This is a genomic window from Croceicoccus sp. Ery15, assembly GCF_020985305.1.
Classification (GTDB): domain Bacteria; phylum Pseudomonadota; class Alphaproteobacteria; order Sphingomonadales; family Sphingomonadaceae; genus Croceicoccus.
The window spans coordinates 2,596,246-2,609,962 of the sequence record NZ_CP087588.1; the positions used below are offsets into that span (position 1 = coordinate 2,596,246).

A 13,717-nucleotide genomic window follows, 5' to 3' on the forward strand; every position below is an offset into this window, starting at 1 on the left:
GGAAAGGCCCGCAATTAGGGAATTGCCCCCCAAGAGTCAAGAAAAGCCGCCGCCTGCGCGCCTACTTGCCGATCATCGCGCCGCGCGCCATCATCGCCGCGCAATGACGACGATCCAGCCGGTCTGCAGCGACACGCCCCCTTATGACGATCCGCCCCCGTTCCATGTCACCGCGCAGGGTCATGCGCTGGGCTTCTATCCGGCAGGCGCGGACCGGTTGCAGGCTCTGTTGTCGCTGATCGAGGAGGCGCAGCGCTCGATCCGCATGTGCTTTTACATCTTTGCCGAGGACGAGGTTTCGCGCCTTGTGCGCGATGCGCTGGTCGCGGCGGCGCGGCGCGGCGTGCGGGTTTCGCTGATCCTCGACGATTTCGGCTCCAGCGCCAGCGAGCAGTTTCTGGAACCGCTGAACGCCGTGGGCGGGCGCAGCGTGCGTTTCGCGGCGCACTGGTCGCAGCGTTACCTGATTCGCAATCACCAGAAGATCGTGGTCGCCGACGACGATCTGGCCATGATCGGCGGGTTCAATATCGAAAACGATTATTTCCAGCCGCCCGCGATGAACGGCTGGAACGATCTGGCCGTGACGGTGGAGGGCGAGGCGGTCGGCGCGCTGACCCGCTGGTACGATCTGCTGCTGGGCTGGACCGGCAACCCGCGGGCGCGATGGTCGGGCATTCGCCGGATCGTGCGCGAATGGGATGCGGGCAGCGGGCCGGTCCGTCTGCTGGTGGGCGGCCCGACCAAGGGCCTGTCCAGCTGGGCCAGATGCGTGTCCGCCGATCTGATCGCGGGCAATCGGCTGGATATGATGATGGCCTATTTCTCGCCGCATAAACGATTGGTGCGTCGGATCGGACGCATCGCGGAAAAGGGCGAGACGCGGCTTTTGATGGCGGGCAAGTCCGATAATAATGCCACCATCGGCGCGACGCGGGCGCTCTATCGCTATCTGCTGCGGCATGGCGCGCGGATCTGGGAATTCGCGCCGTGCAAGCTGCACACCAAGCTGATCGTGCTGGACGATGCGGTCTATCTTGGCAGCGCCAATTTCGACATGCGCAGCCTCTATATCAATCTGGAACTGATGCTGCGGATAGAGGATGCAGCATTGGCGGACCGGATGCGCGATTTCGTGGCGCAACATCTGCCCGCGAGCGAGGCAATCACCCCCGCCCTGCACAAGCAGCGTTCGACCCTGTGGAACCGTTTCCGCTGGCGGCTGGGCTGGTTTCTGGTCGCGGTGATGGACTACACAGTCACACGGCGGCTGAATCTTGGGTTATAGTCGCATTGCGGAGGCAGAAGGCAAGGTACGATGGCGCGGCGGCGCGAACTGAAAGCGGTGTGCAATGATCTGCTGGCGATATTCGTCAGCAGAAACAACCGCATCGACGGCTATTGGGCGCTGGGCTTCTTTCAGGCATGGCTGCAAAAGCACGGGGCACAGGCCATGGCGTTCCCCTTGCTACCCGTGCAGGAAGAAGACAGCGAAATTCTCTTTGCCGAGACTGCCGAATTTTTTCGCAACGAATTGGATCGCCTTGCGGCCACACGGAAGATTCCGCCAGAATGGATTATCCATGCCTCGATCGATGTCCTGTCGGTCGCACCGGACAGCCTGCTTTGCACCGTAACCTTGGCTGCCGACAATGGACTGCAATTCCGATCCGGTGCAGACGCGCAGACGCACATCCACGACCCGAGCAAGGAATTCGCGTCAGGATCGGGTCCACGGCTGCGAGGAAGCAGGCGTAGCTGGCTTGCACACTCAAGTTAACGATGGCGATCAGATCTTGGCACCCAATTCCCGCCACATCCACCGCGCGTCGGCGCCATAGCCTGCCAGTTTTGCCCTCAACGCCGCATCGGGAACCCCTTCGGTAAAGCCCATGCTGCGCCAGAACGGGGCCGCGCCCGAAACCGCGACCAGCTCGGCGCGGGTCAGGCCCGCCGCACGGCCTGCTTCGCAGCAATGTTCGGCCATGCGGCGCCCCGCTCCGCTTCCACGCGCGCTGGCGGCGATGCACAGATCGTGGATGAACAGCACTTGGGCTGCATCGCCCTGTTGAAGGACCGCACCCAGTGCAGGCGGCGATCCGGCGCGCCATCCATGGGCGAGACAATAGGCAAATATCTCCCCCTCGCGCCCTGCCCCCTCGCGCCCTGCCCCGCCGCGTTCCGCCACGCTGCACAATGCGCCGCCCGCCTCCAGCTTGCTGGCGAAAGCCGCCTCGCCCTCTTGCAAATGAGCCGGATAGGCTGCCCGCTGGATTGCCATTGCCGCAGGCAGATCGGCACGCGTCATCGCGCGGATGGTAAAGGGCGAACCGCTACAGGCTGAAGCGATAGCCATAGCCCACGCCCAGCGCCAGTTGCAGGCGCTGGCCACGCTCTTCGACCAGGGGCGAATCTGCCGGTTCGTCACCAAGATATTCGACATTGCCGAATACGCTAATCGCGCTGCGACGGTTCAGCGGCTGGACCATATTCGCCCCCAGCCCATAGGACAGCACGCCGCCACCGGCCTTGTAACGGGCAAGGCCGGTATTGGCCGAACGTTCTTCATCGATGCCATAATATGTGTCCATGAAACTGCCGCTTGCCAGATTCAGGCGCGGACCGAACCGCATATTGGCCGATCCCCAGCGCGTGCGATAATCGAGCGAGGAATAGGCCATCACCCCGTCATGCCCGCCAAGGCCTTTCAACACCTCGACCCGCGCTTCCCATTCGCGGTTCGCGCCAAAGCGTTTTTCGACAAAGCCGCCGATTTCCGCCGATTTGTCGATATCGCCCATGCCCAACAAATCATTGCTGCCGCCTGCGATGCGAAATGGCGAGCCGCCACTATCCTCGCTTCGGCCAAAGCGGATCTTGGCAAGCGGGCCGATTTTCCAGCCATTGGCCTTGATTGCGTTCCAGCCGATGCCTTCGGGGATGGAGGCGAAGACTTCATCGCCATATTGCACGCGCACATCGGGCACCAGCGACAGGGTCGCATCGTTCGAACCCAGCCATGCAGGCGTCAGCAAAAGGGCACCACGCAGAGTGACAACCCATTCGTCGGGCGCATCGGCCGGGCGGCCACGCACTTCGGGAGCAAGGGTTTCCTGGGTGAGTGCAGGGGCGGCCAGAACAGCGGTCGCCGACAGCAGCGCCGAAGTAAGAAATGTCTTGCACATGGGCACCCCCTGCGATCGCATTCACATTGCCGGATAATTTCCTATATCCGATACGATATTTCTGCCGTCGGGTTCCCTAACGCCCCTTGGGTTTTTCCAGCACCTTGACCCTGAACCCGCACAAATCGACCACCGGACAGCGCCAGCATTCTGGGGTGCGGGCCTTGCACAAATAGCGGCCGTGCAGGATCAGCCAGTGATGCGCGCCCACGCGGAAGGGTTCGGGCACTTTCTTTTCCAGCTGTGCCTCGACCTTTTCGGGGGTCTTGCCCCTGGCGATGCCGGTGCGGTTGCCGACGCGGAAAACATGCGTGTCGACAGGGAACACCGCCTCTCCGAACGCGCAGTTCAGCACGACATTGGCGGTTTTGCGACCCACGCCCGGCAGCCTGACCAGCGCGTCGCGGTCGCGCGGAACCTCGCCGCCGTATTCCTCGACCAGCATTTGCGCGGCGGCGATCACGTTCTTGGCCTTGGAATTGAACAGGCCGATCGTCTTGATGTGCTCTTTCAGCCCGTCCTCGCCCAGATCCAGCATTTGCTGCGGCGTCTTGACCTGCTCGAACAGGCGGCGGGTCGCCTTGTTCACGCCCACATCGGTTGCCTGCGCCGACAGCGCCACGGCGACGACCAGCTGATAGGTGTTGCCGAACTCCAGCTCGGTCTGCGGGTCGGGATTATCCTCTGCCAGCAGGCGGAAGAATTCGAAAACTTCCGCCTTGTTCTTCGGCGCGTGACCCCTTCGTTCGGGCATTACAGGCCCAACACGTCGTTCATGGTATAGCGGCCCGCGGGCTTGCCGGTCAGCCAGATCGCGCCCCTGACCGCGCCGCGCGCAAAGATCGCGCGATTCTCGGCGCTGTGCGACAGGGTGATACGCTCCTGCTCTCCGGCAAGGATCACGCTGTGTTCGCCCGCGACCGTCCCGCCGCGCAGCGCGGCAAAGCCGATGGCGCCCGTCGCCCGCGCGCCCGTATGCCCGTCGCGCCCGCTTTCGGTATGGGTGGCCAGATCGATGGCACGGCCCCTTGCGGCAGCCTCGCCCAGCAGGATCGCGGTGCCCGATGGTGCATCCACCTTGTTGCGATGGTGCATTTCCACGATCTCTATATCCCAATCGTCCCCCAGCCGCGCCGCCGCCTGTTCGACAAGCGCCGCCAGCATGGTCACGCCCAGCGAGGTATTGCCCGTTTGCAGCACAGCGATCTGCTTTGCCGCCGCGTCGATGGCTGCATGATTATCCGCCGTCAGCCCCGTGGTGCCGATCAGCAGCGGAATGCCATGCGCCACACAGGCATCCAGCGTCGCACCCAGCGCCGCCGGGCTGGAGAAATCGACCAGCGCATCGGATTTTGCCGCCAGCGCCGCGACATTATCGCCGCGATCCACGCCGCCCGCCATTTGCTGCCCCGCTTCGCCAATGGCGTCGGCCAATGCATGCCCCATGCGCCCTGCCGAGCCGACGATACCGATACGCGTCATTGCATTCTCCTTGATCGGCGTGCTTCATGGCGGGCATGGAGCGACTTCGCAATATCGTGATCCTGACCGGTGCGGGGGTTTCCGCCGAAAGCGGGATCGATACGTTCCGCTCGGCAGGCGGATTATGGGAACAGCACCGCGTAGAGGATGTGGCCACGCCCGAAGGGTTTGCCCGCGATCCCGATCTGGTGCTGGGCTTTTACGACATGCGCCGCGCCGCTGTTCAACAGGCGAAGCCCAATGAAGCGCATCGCGCGCTGGCAAGGCTGGACGCGGCGTGGGACGGCGATCTTTTGCTGGTGACGCAGAATATCGACGATCTGCACGAACGGGCCGGCGTTGCCGATGTGCTGCACATGCATGGCGAGCATCTGAACGCATGGTGCACCGCCTGCGACACGCGCAGCAGATGGACCGGCCCGCTGATCACGCGCCCGCCCTGCCCTGAATGCGGGGAAAGCGCGCTGCGGCCCGATGTCGTGTGGTTCGGCGAGATGCCCTATCAGATGGAGCGCATCTATGCCGCGCTGGCCGATTGCGACCTGTTCGTGTCGATCGGCACGTCAGGCGCGGTCTATCCCGCCGCGGGCTTCGTGCGCGAGGCCAAGGCGAACGGTGCTGCCACGTTAGAGCTGAACCTTGAGCCCAGTCAGGGGTCGCACTGGTTCGACGAGACGCGGCTGGGCCCCGCCAGCGAGCTGGTGCCCGATTGGGTCAGCGAAATGCTCGGCGGCCAGTAAGCTGCCCTAACGAGATCAGCCCAGCACGGGTCAGCCAAGCACACGGATCAGCTAAGCACTCCGGCTGCCGCCAGCACCGCCAGCGTCAGCACGTCGGGCGCAATCGCCGTCATCGGAGCGATCTGCACCGGCTTTTCCATGCCGATCATCATCGGGCCGATGGTGGATGCCCCTGCCAGTTCGCGCAGTAGTTTGGCCGACAGGTTCGCCGATTGCAGGCCCGGCATCACAAGCACATTCGCGGGCGCCGACAGGCGGCTGAACGGATAGAGCTTCATCACCGTCGGGTTCAGCGCGGCATCGGGCGCCATTTCGCCTTCATATTCGAAATCCACGCCTTCATCGTCGAGGATGTGAACCGCGTCGCGAATATTCTCCAGCCATTTGCCTGCCGGATTGCCGAAGGTGGAATAGGACAGGAAGGCGACGCGCGGATCGTGGCCCAGACGGCGGGCGACCTTGGCGGTCTCCTTGGCGATATGCGCCAGCATTTTGGCATCGGGGCGTTCGTTGATCGTCGTATCCGCCAGGAACACGGTATAGTTCTTGCCGATCATCAGATGGATGCCGAACGGCACCTCGCCCTGCTTGGGGTCAAGCACGGTGGCCACTTCCTTGGCCGTCTGCGCGAACGGGCGGGTCAGACCGGTCACCATCGCATCGCCCGCGTCGATCGCCAGCAGGGCCGATCCGAAGATATTGCGATCCTGATTGACCATGCGGCGCACGTCGCGTTCGGTATAGCCGCGGCGCTGCAGGCGTTCGTAGAGATGATCGACCATCGCGGGCACATGGCTGCTGTCGGCCGAGTTCTGGATTTCGAAACTGTCGGGATCGTCCACGCCCAGCGCGATCAGCTTGTCGCGCACCGCCTGTGTGCGGCCGACAAGGATCGGATGGCCATAGCCGAAATCGCGGAACTGGATCGCGGCGCGGATGACGACATCTTCTTCCGCCTCGGCAAAGACGACGCGCTTGGGGTTCTTCTTCGCATCCTCGTACACTTTGGTCAGGACCGAAGTGGTGGGATTGAGCCGCGCCTTCAGCGACAGCTTGTAGGCGTCGAAATCCTCGATGCGGTCCTGTGCGACGCCCGTATCCATCGCCGCCTTGGCCACGGCGGCGGACACGCGCTCCATCAGGCGCGGATCGAACGGGGCGGGGATGATATATTCGCGCCCGAACTGGTGATCGACGCCATAGGCGGCTGCCACCTCGTCGGGCACGCGTTCGCGGGCCAGCTCGGCAATGGCCTCGGCGGCGGCGATCTTCATTTCCTCGTTGATCGCGGTGGCGCGCACATCCAGTGCGCCGCGGAAGATAAAGGGAAAGCCCAGCACATTATTGACCTGGTTCGGATAGTCCGACCGGCCCGTCGCAATGATCGCGCGCGGTTTCACTTTCTTGGCTTCCTCGGGCAGGATTTCGGGCGTGGGGTTGGCCATGGCGAAGATGATCGGCTGGTCGTTCATCCCCTTGACCCATTCGGGTTTCAGCGCGCCCGCCGCCGACAGGCCAAGGAACACGTCCGCACCCACCAGCGCTTCTTCAAGGCTGCGCGCTTCGGTTTCCACCGCATGGGCGCTTTGCCACTGGTTCACCTTCTCGCGGCCCGGATAGATCGGGCCCTTGCGGTCGCACATGATGACGTTTTCGTGTTTCACGCCCAGCGCCTTGATCAGCGCGGTACAGGCAATGGCCGAGGCGCCCGCCCCGTTCACCACCATCTTCACGTCTTCCATCTTGCGGCCCGTCAGATGCACCGCATTGATCAGCCCCGCCGCCGCGATGATCGCGGTGCCGTGCTGGTCGTCGTGCATGACGGGGATGTTCATGCGTTCGCGCAGCGCCTGTTCGATGATGAAACATTCGGGCGCCTTGATGTCTTCCAGATTGATCCCGCCAAAGCTGGGTTCCATCACCGCCACGGCATTGATGAACGCTTCGGGGTCTTCGGTCGCCAGTTCGATATCGATCGAATCGACATCGGCGAACCGCTTGAACAGCACCGATTTGCCTTCCATCACCGGCTTGGACGCCAGCGCGCCCAGATTGCCGAGGCCAAGGATCGCGGTGCCGTTGGAGATGACGGCCACCAGATTGCCGCGCGCGGTATATTTGGCGGCCAGCGCCGGATCGCGGGCGATGGCTTCGACCGGTGCGGCCACACCCGGCGAATAGGCCAGCGACAGGTCGCGCTGGGTCGCCATCGGTTTCGACGGCACGATCTCGATCTTACCGGGACGGATCGTCTCGTGATAAAACAGCGCCTCGCGCTCGGTAAAGGAAACGTCGGGCTTGTCGGTGCCGTCTTTGCTCACGGGCTGGCTGCTCCTTGTCACGCCCCTCTCCATGGGACACTGGTGCCTATAGACGTTTCGCGCGGGGGCAAAAGGGGGGCAACTGCTTTTTTACGCCGCGAAATGTATTATTCATATATCAATTCAAGTTTATACGACTGCCGGAGTGATTCGACCCGCCCGCAGCCCGCCGGTTCCGGTTTCCCCCAAGGACAGGTTTTCCCCAAAGGAGAGTCGGCGCGCCGATGATTTTGCCGGTTCGAGCCGGTAGAGCGGGGCGATGGCCTCTTCCACCGTAACGCCGATGATGGCGCAATATCTGGCGCTGAAAGAAAAAGCGGGCGATTGCCTACTGTTCTATCGCATGGGCGACTTCTTCGAACTGTTCTTCGACGATGCGAAACGCGCCGCATCGGTGCTGGATATCGCGCTGACCAGTCGCGGCGAGCATGGCGGACAGCCGGTGCCGATGTGCGGCGTGCCGGTGCATGCGGCTGAAAACTATCTGGCGCGGCTGATCCGCGCGGGCTGCCGCGTGGCGATTGCCGAACAGACCGAAACCCCCGCCGAGGCCAAGGCCCGTTCCAAGCGGGAGGGCGGCGGGTCCAAGGCGCTGGTCGCGCGCGACATCGTGCGTTTCGTAACGGCGGGCACGCTGACCGAGGATACACTGCTGGAAGCGCGGCGCGCCAATGTGCTGGCGGCCATCGCCCCGGTGCGCGGCATTGTCGGACTGGCGGCGGTCGATATTTCCACCGGCGAGATGGCGCTGGAAAGCGTGGAGCCGCAAGCGCTGGGCGCGGCGCTGGCGCGGATCGGCCCCAGCGAGATCGTAAGCCCCGAGAGTGTCGCGCCCGAGGATGCCGGATGCCTGCCCGAAGAGGCAATCGGGCGCCCTGCCCGCGATTTCGCCAGCGACAAGGGCGAAGCACGGCTGAAGGAGCTGCACGGCGTGGCGACGCTGGACGGGTTCGGCCAGTTCGACCGCGCGGCGCTGGCAGCCGCAGGGGGGCTGATCGCCTATCTCGACCATGTCGGGCGCGGCACGCTGCCCTTGCTCTTGCCGCCGCGCGCGCGGTCGGCCGCCGGCCATCTGGCGATGGACGAGGCGACACGCGCATCGCTGGAAATTCTGGTGTCCGCTTCGGGCACGCGCAAGGGCAGCCTGATCGATTGCCTTGACCGGTGCCTGACCGGTGCGGGGGCGCGGCTGCTGGCCGAAGATTTGTCGGCCCCGCTGTGCGATGTGGATGCGATCCGCGCGCGGCTGGCGGCGGTGGGATGGCTGCACAATGATCCCTTGCTGCGCGAAGCGGTGCGCGATGAATTGCGCGCCCTGCCCGATATCGGGCGCGCCTTGGGCCGGATCGTGGCGGGACGCGGCTCTCCGCGCGATCTGGGCCAGTTGCGCGACGGGCTGGGCGTGGCGCTGGCCTTGCAGGAACGGCTGGCCGGGCGCGGCGAAATGCCCCCGTTGATTGGGGCCCTGTTACCGCGCCTGCAGGGACATGGCGCGATGATCGAACTGTTCACCCGCGCGCTGGTCGAAGCCCCGCCGACCGAACGGTCACAAGGCGGGTTCATCGCGGCAGGCTATGACGCATCGCTGGATGAATTGCGCGATATCGCCAAGAACGGGCGGCGCGCCATCGCCGCACTGGAAGCGAAATATCGCGAGCAGACAGGCATTGCCTCGCTCAAAATCAAGCATAATGGCGTGCTGGGCTATTTCATCGAGGTGCCCGCGGGCCGCGCCGATGCGCTGATGGCGCCGGACAGCGGCTTTACCCACCGGCAGACGATGAAGGGCGCGGTGCGCTTCAACGCGCTTGCCCTGCATGAGGAAGCCAGCCGCATCGCCGAAGCGGGCGGCAGGGCTCTGGTGGCCGAGGAAGCGCATTTCGAGGAGCTGGTGAACGCCGCCATCGCCGCGCGCGAGGCCATTGCCGCCACCGCGCAGGCGCTGGCCCGCATCGATGTCTGCGCCGGATGGGCCGAACGTGCGGGCGAAGGGGCCGGATGGACCATGCCCGAGGTGGAGGACAGCCCGACGCTGGCCATCACCGCCGGACGCCATCCGGTGGTAGAGGAAGCACTGGCCAAGGCGGGCGAGCGTTTCGTTGCGAATGATTGCGCGCTATACGCTTCGTCACGTCTGTGGCTGATCGGCGGGCCGAACATGGGCGGCAAATCGACATTCCTGCGGCAGAACGCGCTGATCGTGCTGATGGCGCAGGCAGGCGGCTTCGTTCCGGCAGAGGCAGCGCGCATCGGGCTGGTCGACCGTCTGTTCAGCCGTGTCGGCGCATCGGACAATCTGGCGCGCGGACGTTCAACCTTTATGGTCGAAATGGTCGAAACCGCCGCGATCCTGTCGCAGGCTACCGAACGCAGTTTCGTCATTCTGGATGAAGTCGGGCGCGGGACCAGCACCTATGACGGGCTGGCGCTGGCATGGGCGGTGGCCGAAACCGTGCACAGCACGCTGCAATCGCGCTGCCTGTTTGCGACGCATTACCATGAACTCTCGCGCCTTGCCGAAAGCTGCGAAGCGCTATCGCTGCATCACGTTCGGGCGCGCGAGTGGAAGGGCGATCTGGTCCTGCTGCACGAGCTGGCCGAGGGCCCTGCCGACCGGTCGTACGGCCTGTCGGTGGCGCGGCTGGCGGGGCTGCCCAAACCGGTGGTCGCACGGGCAAAGGCCGTGCTCGACAGGCTGGAAAAAGGGCGCGCGGAAACCGGCGGGCTGGCGGCGGGTCTGGGTGAACTGCCCCTTTTCGCTGCCGCGACCGAGGCAGCGGAGGGGCAATGCGACACATTGCGCGAGACCCTGCGCGACCTCGACGTCGACGCACTCTCCCCGCGTGAGGCGCTGGACATGCTGTACCGGCTGAAATCGGAAGCTGGCAAAAACTAGCTGTCCGAATTGCGCGGTTCGTCTTCCATGATGTTGCGGTGGCCGTATTTCTGTTCGTTGTCGTCCATGTTCGGCTCACCGTCATACGCGCTCATGTCGATACCGCCGCGATCCATCTGTTTCATGTGATCGACAAGGTCTTCGGTATCGTCGTCTTCGGTCACCGAACCGACGGCCTTTTCGCTGTCTTCGTCAAGTCCATAGCTCGACGGGCTACGGCCGCGGGCCTGATTGGCGACGGTCTGGGCTTGCTCGTCCTTGTCGACCTGTTCGTCATTGACGGTTTCGGGAGCGAGATCGCTGCGCGGATTGGCCATTTTTCGTGTCCTGTCTGCAAAGCCTGAACGCATCAGGCGGTTTGCAGGAGAAACGAATGGCAGGGGCGGCAGGTTCCAAGGGCTTACCTGTTACCGGCGGGCACCCACAACACATCGTCGCGCCCGCCATTATTGGCAAGGCGGGCCAGCACGAACAGCAAGTCCGACAGCCGGTTGATATAGGCGCTGGCAGCGGGGTTCACCGGCACTTCTGCCGCCATGGCAACCACGCTGCGTTCGGCGCGGCGCGCGCTGGCACGGGCGATGTGCAGCCGGGCGGCCGCTTCGCTGCCGCCCGGCAGGATAAAGCTTTTCAGCGGTTCCAGCTGATCGTTCGCATCGTCGATTGCGCTTTCCAGCCACGCAGTCTGCGATTCCACCATACGCAGCACCATCTCTGACGGCGCGAAATCACCCCCTTCCGCCAAGGGAGTCGCCAGATCGGCGCCCAGATCGAACAGATCGTTCTGCGCGCGCCGCAGCACCGCGCCCATGGGGTCGTCGCCAAGCGCCACCACCGCAAGGCCGATGGCGCAATTGGCTTCGTCCACCGCGCCGATCGCTTCCATGCGGGCGTGATGTTTGGGCAGGCGCGACCCGTCGACAAGGCCGGTGGTGCCATCGTCACCCGTGCGGGTGTAAATCTTGTTCAGCCGGACCATCGAAACTGTGCGAACTAGCGCGCGATCAGCAGCAGCAGTGCCACCACGGCAATCGCCGCGGCCTGATATTTGATGCGCGCGAACATCGCCTTGTTCTGGCGAAGCTGCATTTCCTTCACCCGTTCCTCGCCGCCTTCCAGATCGAGTTTCGTCGTTTGCATGAATGCGACGATTCCGCGCACCAAAGAGACAACGACCATGACGACCAGAATGATAATGGCGATGATGAGGATGATGTTCATGCCGTCCAGATAGGGATTGCGGCGGTTAAATTCCAGCGATTCCGTAACCGCCCCATCCGGCGGTCAGCCCGTCCGGAAAATCGCCGCTGCGCAGCCGCGCGGCCAGCGCCTGCCCGTCCTCTCCCGCCAGCCGCCGCTGTGCCAGCGATGGCGAGCCGCGTCTTTTGGCCAGCTTCTGTCCGCCGGCCTCCAGCAGCAGGGCATGGTGATGCCACACCGGCACCGGCAATCGCAGCAAGGCTTGCAACAGGCGGTGGACATGGGTGGAAGCGAACAGGTCCATCCCGCGCGTGACATGGGTGATCCCGTCCGCCGCATCGTCCAGCGTGACGGCAAGGTGATAGCTGCCCGGCGCATCCTTGCGACCCAGCACGACATCGCCGAATATTTCGGGCGTGGCGGCGATGTCGCCCGCGATCTCGTCGGTCCATGTCAGCGGTCCGGTCCTGCGCAAGGCCTCTTCCATGTCCAGCCGCCACGCGACCGGCCCGTCGGGCGCAGGATTCGCGCCGTTGCCCGCGCGGGGCCTGCATGTTCCGGGGTAAACCGGCCCGTCCGGCCCGTGATACGTGGCGGCGGCAGCGATTTCGGCGCGGGTGCAGCGGCACGGATAGACCAGCCCCTCGCGTCCCAGCCGGTCCAGCGCGGCGCGATGGTCCGCAATGCGCGACGATTGCCGTATCGCCTCTCCGTCCCAGTCCAGCCCCAGCCAGCGCAGATCGTCCAGCGCGGATTGCGCGAATTCCGCGCGGCTGCGCGCGCCGTCGATATCCTCGATCCGCAGCAGGAAGCGGCCCGCTTGCGGCGCTGCATTCCGTTTCGCCCGGTCATGCGCGACAATGGCGGCATAGGCATGGCCCAGATGCAGCGGCCCGTTGGGGCTGGGGGCAAAGCGGGTGGTGATCATCGCCCACATCTCTGCCCCGCACGAAGGCATGGCGCAATCGTGCATTGGCAGTGGGCGCCTGTCCATAACCATGCGGAAAACAATGGGGATAGCATGGGCATGGCCTGGGGACCGGTTGGGCATAGACGGTGAACAGACTGTGGAAAGCGCCCATCGCGCCATCTTGACCGCGCAAGTCGGTCAGGGCAGCAATCATAACCACCATGCGACATCAAGCGGTCACACAACCCTGCCACCCAGCGCCCGTAACCGGCGCGGGTGCCAATGCTGCCGTCTGGCCGCAAACCGCCGATGCGCACCGTGGAAGGGCCGTCCAAAGGCCCTTCGCTCAAAAGGAGGCGCGGCAAAGGATATGTTTCGGGCTGAGTTGATCGAACGGAAAGCCAGGCTCTCCAGCGCGGATGACGATCCCGTCCGCAAGCTGGCGAGTTGTCCGGCCCTTGTCCTCAACGCCGATTACACGCCTTTATCCTATTACCCGCTCAGCCTGTGGCCATGGCAGACCGCGATCAAGGCGGTGTTCCTCGACCGTGTCGATATCGTCGCCAGCTATGACAGAGAGGTGCACTCGCCCTCGCTCGACATGAAGATTCCCAGCGTGATCGCGCTGAAGGATTTCGTGAAACCGTCGGAATTTCCGGCCTTTACCCGTTTCAACCTGTTCCTGCGCGACCGGTTCTGCTGCCAGTATTGCGGCAGCCCAAAGCATCTGACGTTCGACCACGTGGTCCCGCGCCGTCTGGGCGGCAAGACCAGCTGGGAAAACATCGTCACCGCCTGCGCGCCCTGCAATATGAAAAAGGGCGGGCGAACGCCCAAACAGGCGCATATGCATCTGCATGTCGATCCGATCCGCCCCACCAGCTGGCAATTGCAGGAAAAGGGCCGCGGATTCCCGCCCAACTATCTGCACGAGACATGGCGCGACTGGCTCTATTGGGATATCGAGCTGGAAGAATGACGGA

14 protein-coding genes are annotated in these 13,717 nt (G+C 64.1%); 5 read left to right on the top strand and 9 right to left on the bottom strand.

The window, feature by feature from the left end; all coding sequences use genetic code 11:
* Positions 1 to 103 precede the first annotated feature (103 nt).
* The gene (locus LOZ77_RS12720) at positions 104 to 1,288 is read left to right on the top strand and encodes a phosphatidylserine/phosphatidylglycerophosphate/cardiolipin synthase family protein (protein WP_230279385.1); all 1,185 of its coding nucleotides are present in this window, start codon (positions 104 to 106) and stop codon (positions 1,286 to 1,288) included.
* Between the two features lie 30 nt (positions 1,289 to 1,318).
* Positions 1,319 to 1,780 carry a hypothetical protein gene (locus tag LOZ77_RS12725; RefSeq protein WP_230279386.1) on the top strand — a complete coding sequence of 154 codons (462 nt, stop codon included), beginning with the start codon at positions 1,319 to 1,321 and terminating at the stop codon, positions 1,778 to 1,780.
* Positions 1,781 to 1,789: 9 nt separating this feature from the next.
* On the opposite strand, the gene LOZ77_RS12730 is transcribed toward LOZ77_RS12725, so the two are convergent.
* The 4 genes from LOZ77_RS12730 to dapB form a co-directional block, all read right to left on the bottom strand.
* Positions 1,790 to 2,356: a GNAT family N-acetyltransferase gene (locus LOZ77_RS12730; RefSeq protein WP_230279387.1), complete on the bottom strand. Its 567-nt coding sequence runs from the start codon at positions 2,354 to 2,356 to the stop codon at positions 1,790 to 1,792.
* Positions 2,334 to 3,185 (bottom strand): MipA/OmpV family protein, encoded by an 852-nt coding sequence (locus LOZ77_RS12735; RefSeq protein WP_230279388.1) that lies wholly within the window; start codon positions 3,183 to 3,185, stop codon positions 2,334 to 2,336. Before LOZ77_RS12735 ends, LOZ77_RS12730 begins: the two co-directional genes overlap by 23 nt.
* A gap of 76 nt (positions 3,186 to 3,261) precedes the next feature.
* Positions 3,262 to 3,939 (bottom strand): endonuclease III, encoded by a 678-nt coding sequence (nth, locus tag LOZ77_RS12740; RefSeq protein WP_230279389.1) that lies wholly within the window; start codon positions 3,937 to 3,939, stop codon positions 3,262 to 3,264.
* Positions 3,939 to 4,667 carry a 4-hydroxy-tetrahydrodipicolinate reductase gene (dapB, locus tag LOZ77_RS12745; protein WP_230279390.1) on the bottom strand — a complete coding sequence of 243 codons (729 nt, stop codon included), beginning with the start codon at positions 4,665 to 4,667 and terminating at the stop codon, positions 3,939 to 3,941. The genes nth and dapB overlap by 1 nt, the downstream gene beginning before the upstream one ends.
* A 35-nt stretch (positions 4,668 to 4,702) precedes the next feature.
* On the opposite strand from dapB, the gene LOZ77_RS12750 reads away from it, so the two are divergent.
* The gene (locus tag LOZ77_RS12750; protein WP_230279391.1) at positions 4,703 to 5,407 is read left to right on the top strand and encodes an NAD-dependent deacylase; all 705 of its coding nucleotides are present in this window, start codon (positions 4,703 to 4,705) and stop codon (positions 5,405 to 5,407) included.
* A gap of 47 nt (positions 5,408 to 5,454) precedes the next feature.
* Here the strand turns inward: LOZ77_RS12750 and LOZ77_RS12755 are convergent, their stop codons facing one another.
* Positions 5,455 to 7,728, bottom strand: coding sequence for an NADP-dependent malic enzyme (locus tag LOZ77_RS12755; protein ID WP_230279392.1), 2,274 nt, complete (start codon positions 7,726 to 7,728; stop codon positions 5,455 to 5,457).
* Between the two features lie 283 nt (positions 7,729 to 8,011).
* Between LOZ77_RS12755 and mutS the strand changes: the two genes are divergently transcribed.
* Positions 8,012 to 10,624: a DNA mismatch repair protein MutS gene (gene mutS, locus LOZ77_RS12760; RefSeq protein WP_230281866.1), complete on the top strand. Its 2,613-nt coding sequence runs from the start codon at positions 8,012 to 8,014 to the stop codon at positions 10,622 to 10,624.
* Here mutS and LOZ77_RS12765 read toward each other — a convergent pair.
* The 4 genes from LOZ77_RS12765 to gluQRS all read right to left on the bottom strand — a co-directional run bounded on the left by LOZ77_RS12765 (position 10,621) and on the right by gluQRS (position 12,752).
* Positions 10,621 to 10,941: a hypothetical protein gene (locus LOZ77_RS12765; RefSeq protein WP_230279393.1), complete on the bottom strand. Its 321-nt coding sequence runs from the start codon at positions 10,939 to 10,941 to the stop codon at positions 10,621 to 10,623. The genes mutS and LOZ77_RS12765 overlap by 4 nt on opposite strands.
* Before the next feature lie 83 nt (positions 10,942 to 11,024).
* Positions 11,025 to 11,603 carry a cob(I)yrinic acid a,c-diamide adenosyltransferase gene (locus LOZ77_RS12770; protein ID WP_230279394.1) on the bottom strand — a complete coding sequence of 193 codons (579 nt, stop codon included), beginning with the start codon at positions 11,601 to 11,603 and terminating at the stop codon, positions 11,025 to 11,027.
* Between the two features lie 14 nt (positions 11,604 to 11,617).
* Complete coding sequence (locus tag LOZ77_RS12775; protein WP_230279395.1) at positions 11,618 to 11,845, bottom strand: HIG1 domain-containing protein; 228 nt, start codon at positions 11,843 to 11,845, stop codon at positions 11,618 to 11,620.
* Positions 11,846 to 11,870: 25 nt separating this feature from the next.
* Positions 11,871 to 12,752, bottom strand: coding sequence for a tRNA glutamyl-Q(34) synthetase GluQRS (gene gluQRS, locus LOZ77_RS12780; RefSeq protein WP_230281867.1), 882 nt, complete (start codon positions 12,750 to 12,752; stop codon positions 11,871 to 11,873).
* A gap of 352 nt (positions 12,753 to 13,104) precedes the next feature.
* Here gluQRS and LOZ77_RS12785 point away from each other — a divergent pair, with 352 nt between their 5' ends.
* On the top strand, positions 13,105 to 13,713 hold the full coding sequence (locus LOZ77_RS12785) for an HNH endonuclease (protein WP_230279396.1): 609 nt from the start codon (positions 13,105 to 13,107) through the stop codon (positions 13,711 to 13,713).
* Positions 13,714 to 13,717: the final 4 nt, after the last annotated feature.

Excerpts from the sequence above, each read along its gene's own strand:
- LOZ77_RS12730 (WP_230279387.1), bottom strand. The coding sequence starts at position 2,356 with ATGGCTATCGCTTCAGCCTGTAGCGGTTCGCCCTTTACCATCCGCGCG.
- LOZ77_RS12735 (WP_230279388.1), bottom strand. The coding sequence starts at position 3,185 with ATGTGCAAGACATTTCTTACTTCGGCGCTGCTGTCGGCGACCGCTGTT.
- LOZ77_RS12785 (WP_230279396.1), top strand. The coding sequence starts at position 13,105 with ATGTTTCGGGCTGAGTTGATCGAACGGAAAGCCAGGCTCTCCAGCGCG.
- LOZ77_RS12765 (WP_230279393.1), bottom strand. The coding sequence starts at position 10,941 with ATGGCCAATCCGCGCAGCGATCTCGCTCCCGAAACCGTCAATGACGAA.
- LOZ77_RS12725 (WP_230279386.1), top strand. The coding sequence starts at position 1,319 with ATGGCGCGGCGGCGCGAACTGAAAGCGGTGTGCAATGATCTGCTGGCG.
- LOZ77_RS12770 (WP_230279394.1), bottom strand. The coding sequence starts at position 11,603 with ATGGTCCGGCTGAACAAGATTTACACCCGCACGGGTGACGATGGCACC.
- mutS (WP_230281866.1), top strand. The coding sequence starts at position 8,012 with ATGATGGCGCAATATCTGGCGCTGAAAGAAAAAGCGGGCGATTGCCTA.
- LOZ77_RS12750 (WP_230279391.1), top strand. The coding sequence starts at position 4,703 with ATGGAGCGACTTCGCAATATCGTGATCCTGACCGGTGCGGGGGTTTCC.
- dapB (WP_230279390.1), bottom strand. The coding sequence starts at position 4,667 with ATGACGCGTATCGGTATCGTCGGCTCGGCAGGGCGCATGGGGCATGCA.
- LOZ77_RS12720 (WP_230279385.1), top strand. The coding sequence starts at position 104 with ATGACGACGATCCAGCCGGTCTGCAGCGACACGCCCCCTTATGACGAT.
- nth (WP_230279389.1), bottom strand. The coding sequence starts at position 3,939 with ATGCCCGAACGAAGGGGTCACGCGCCGAAGAACAAGGCGGAAGTTTTC.
- gluQRS (WP_230281867.1), bottom strand. The coding sequence starts at position 12,752 with ATGATCACCACCCGCTTTGCCCCCAGCCCCAACGGGCCGCTGCATCTG.
- LOZ77_RS12775 (WP_230279395.1), bottom strand. The coding sequence starts at position 11,845 with ATGAACATCATCCTCATCATCGCCATTATCATTCTGGTCGTCATGGTC.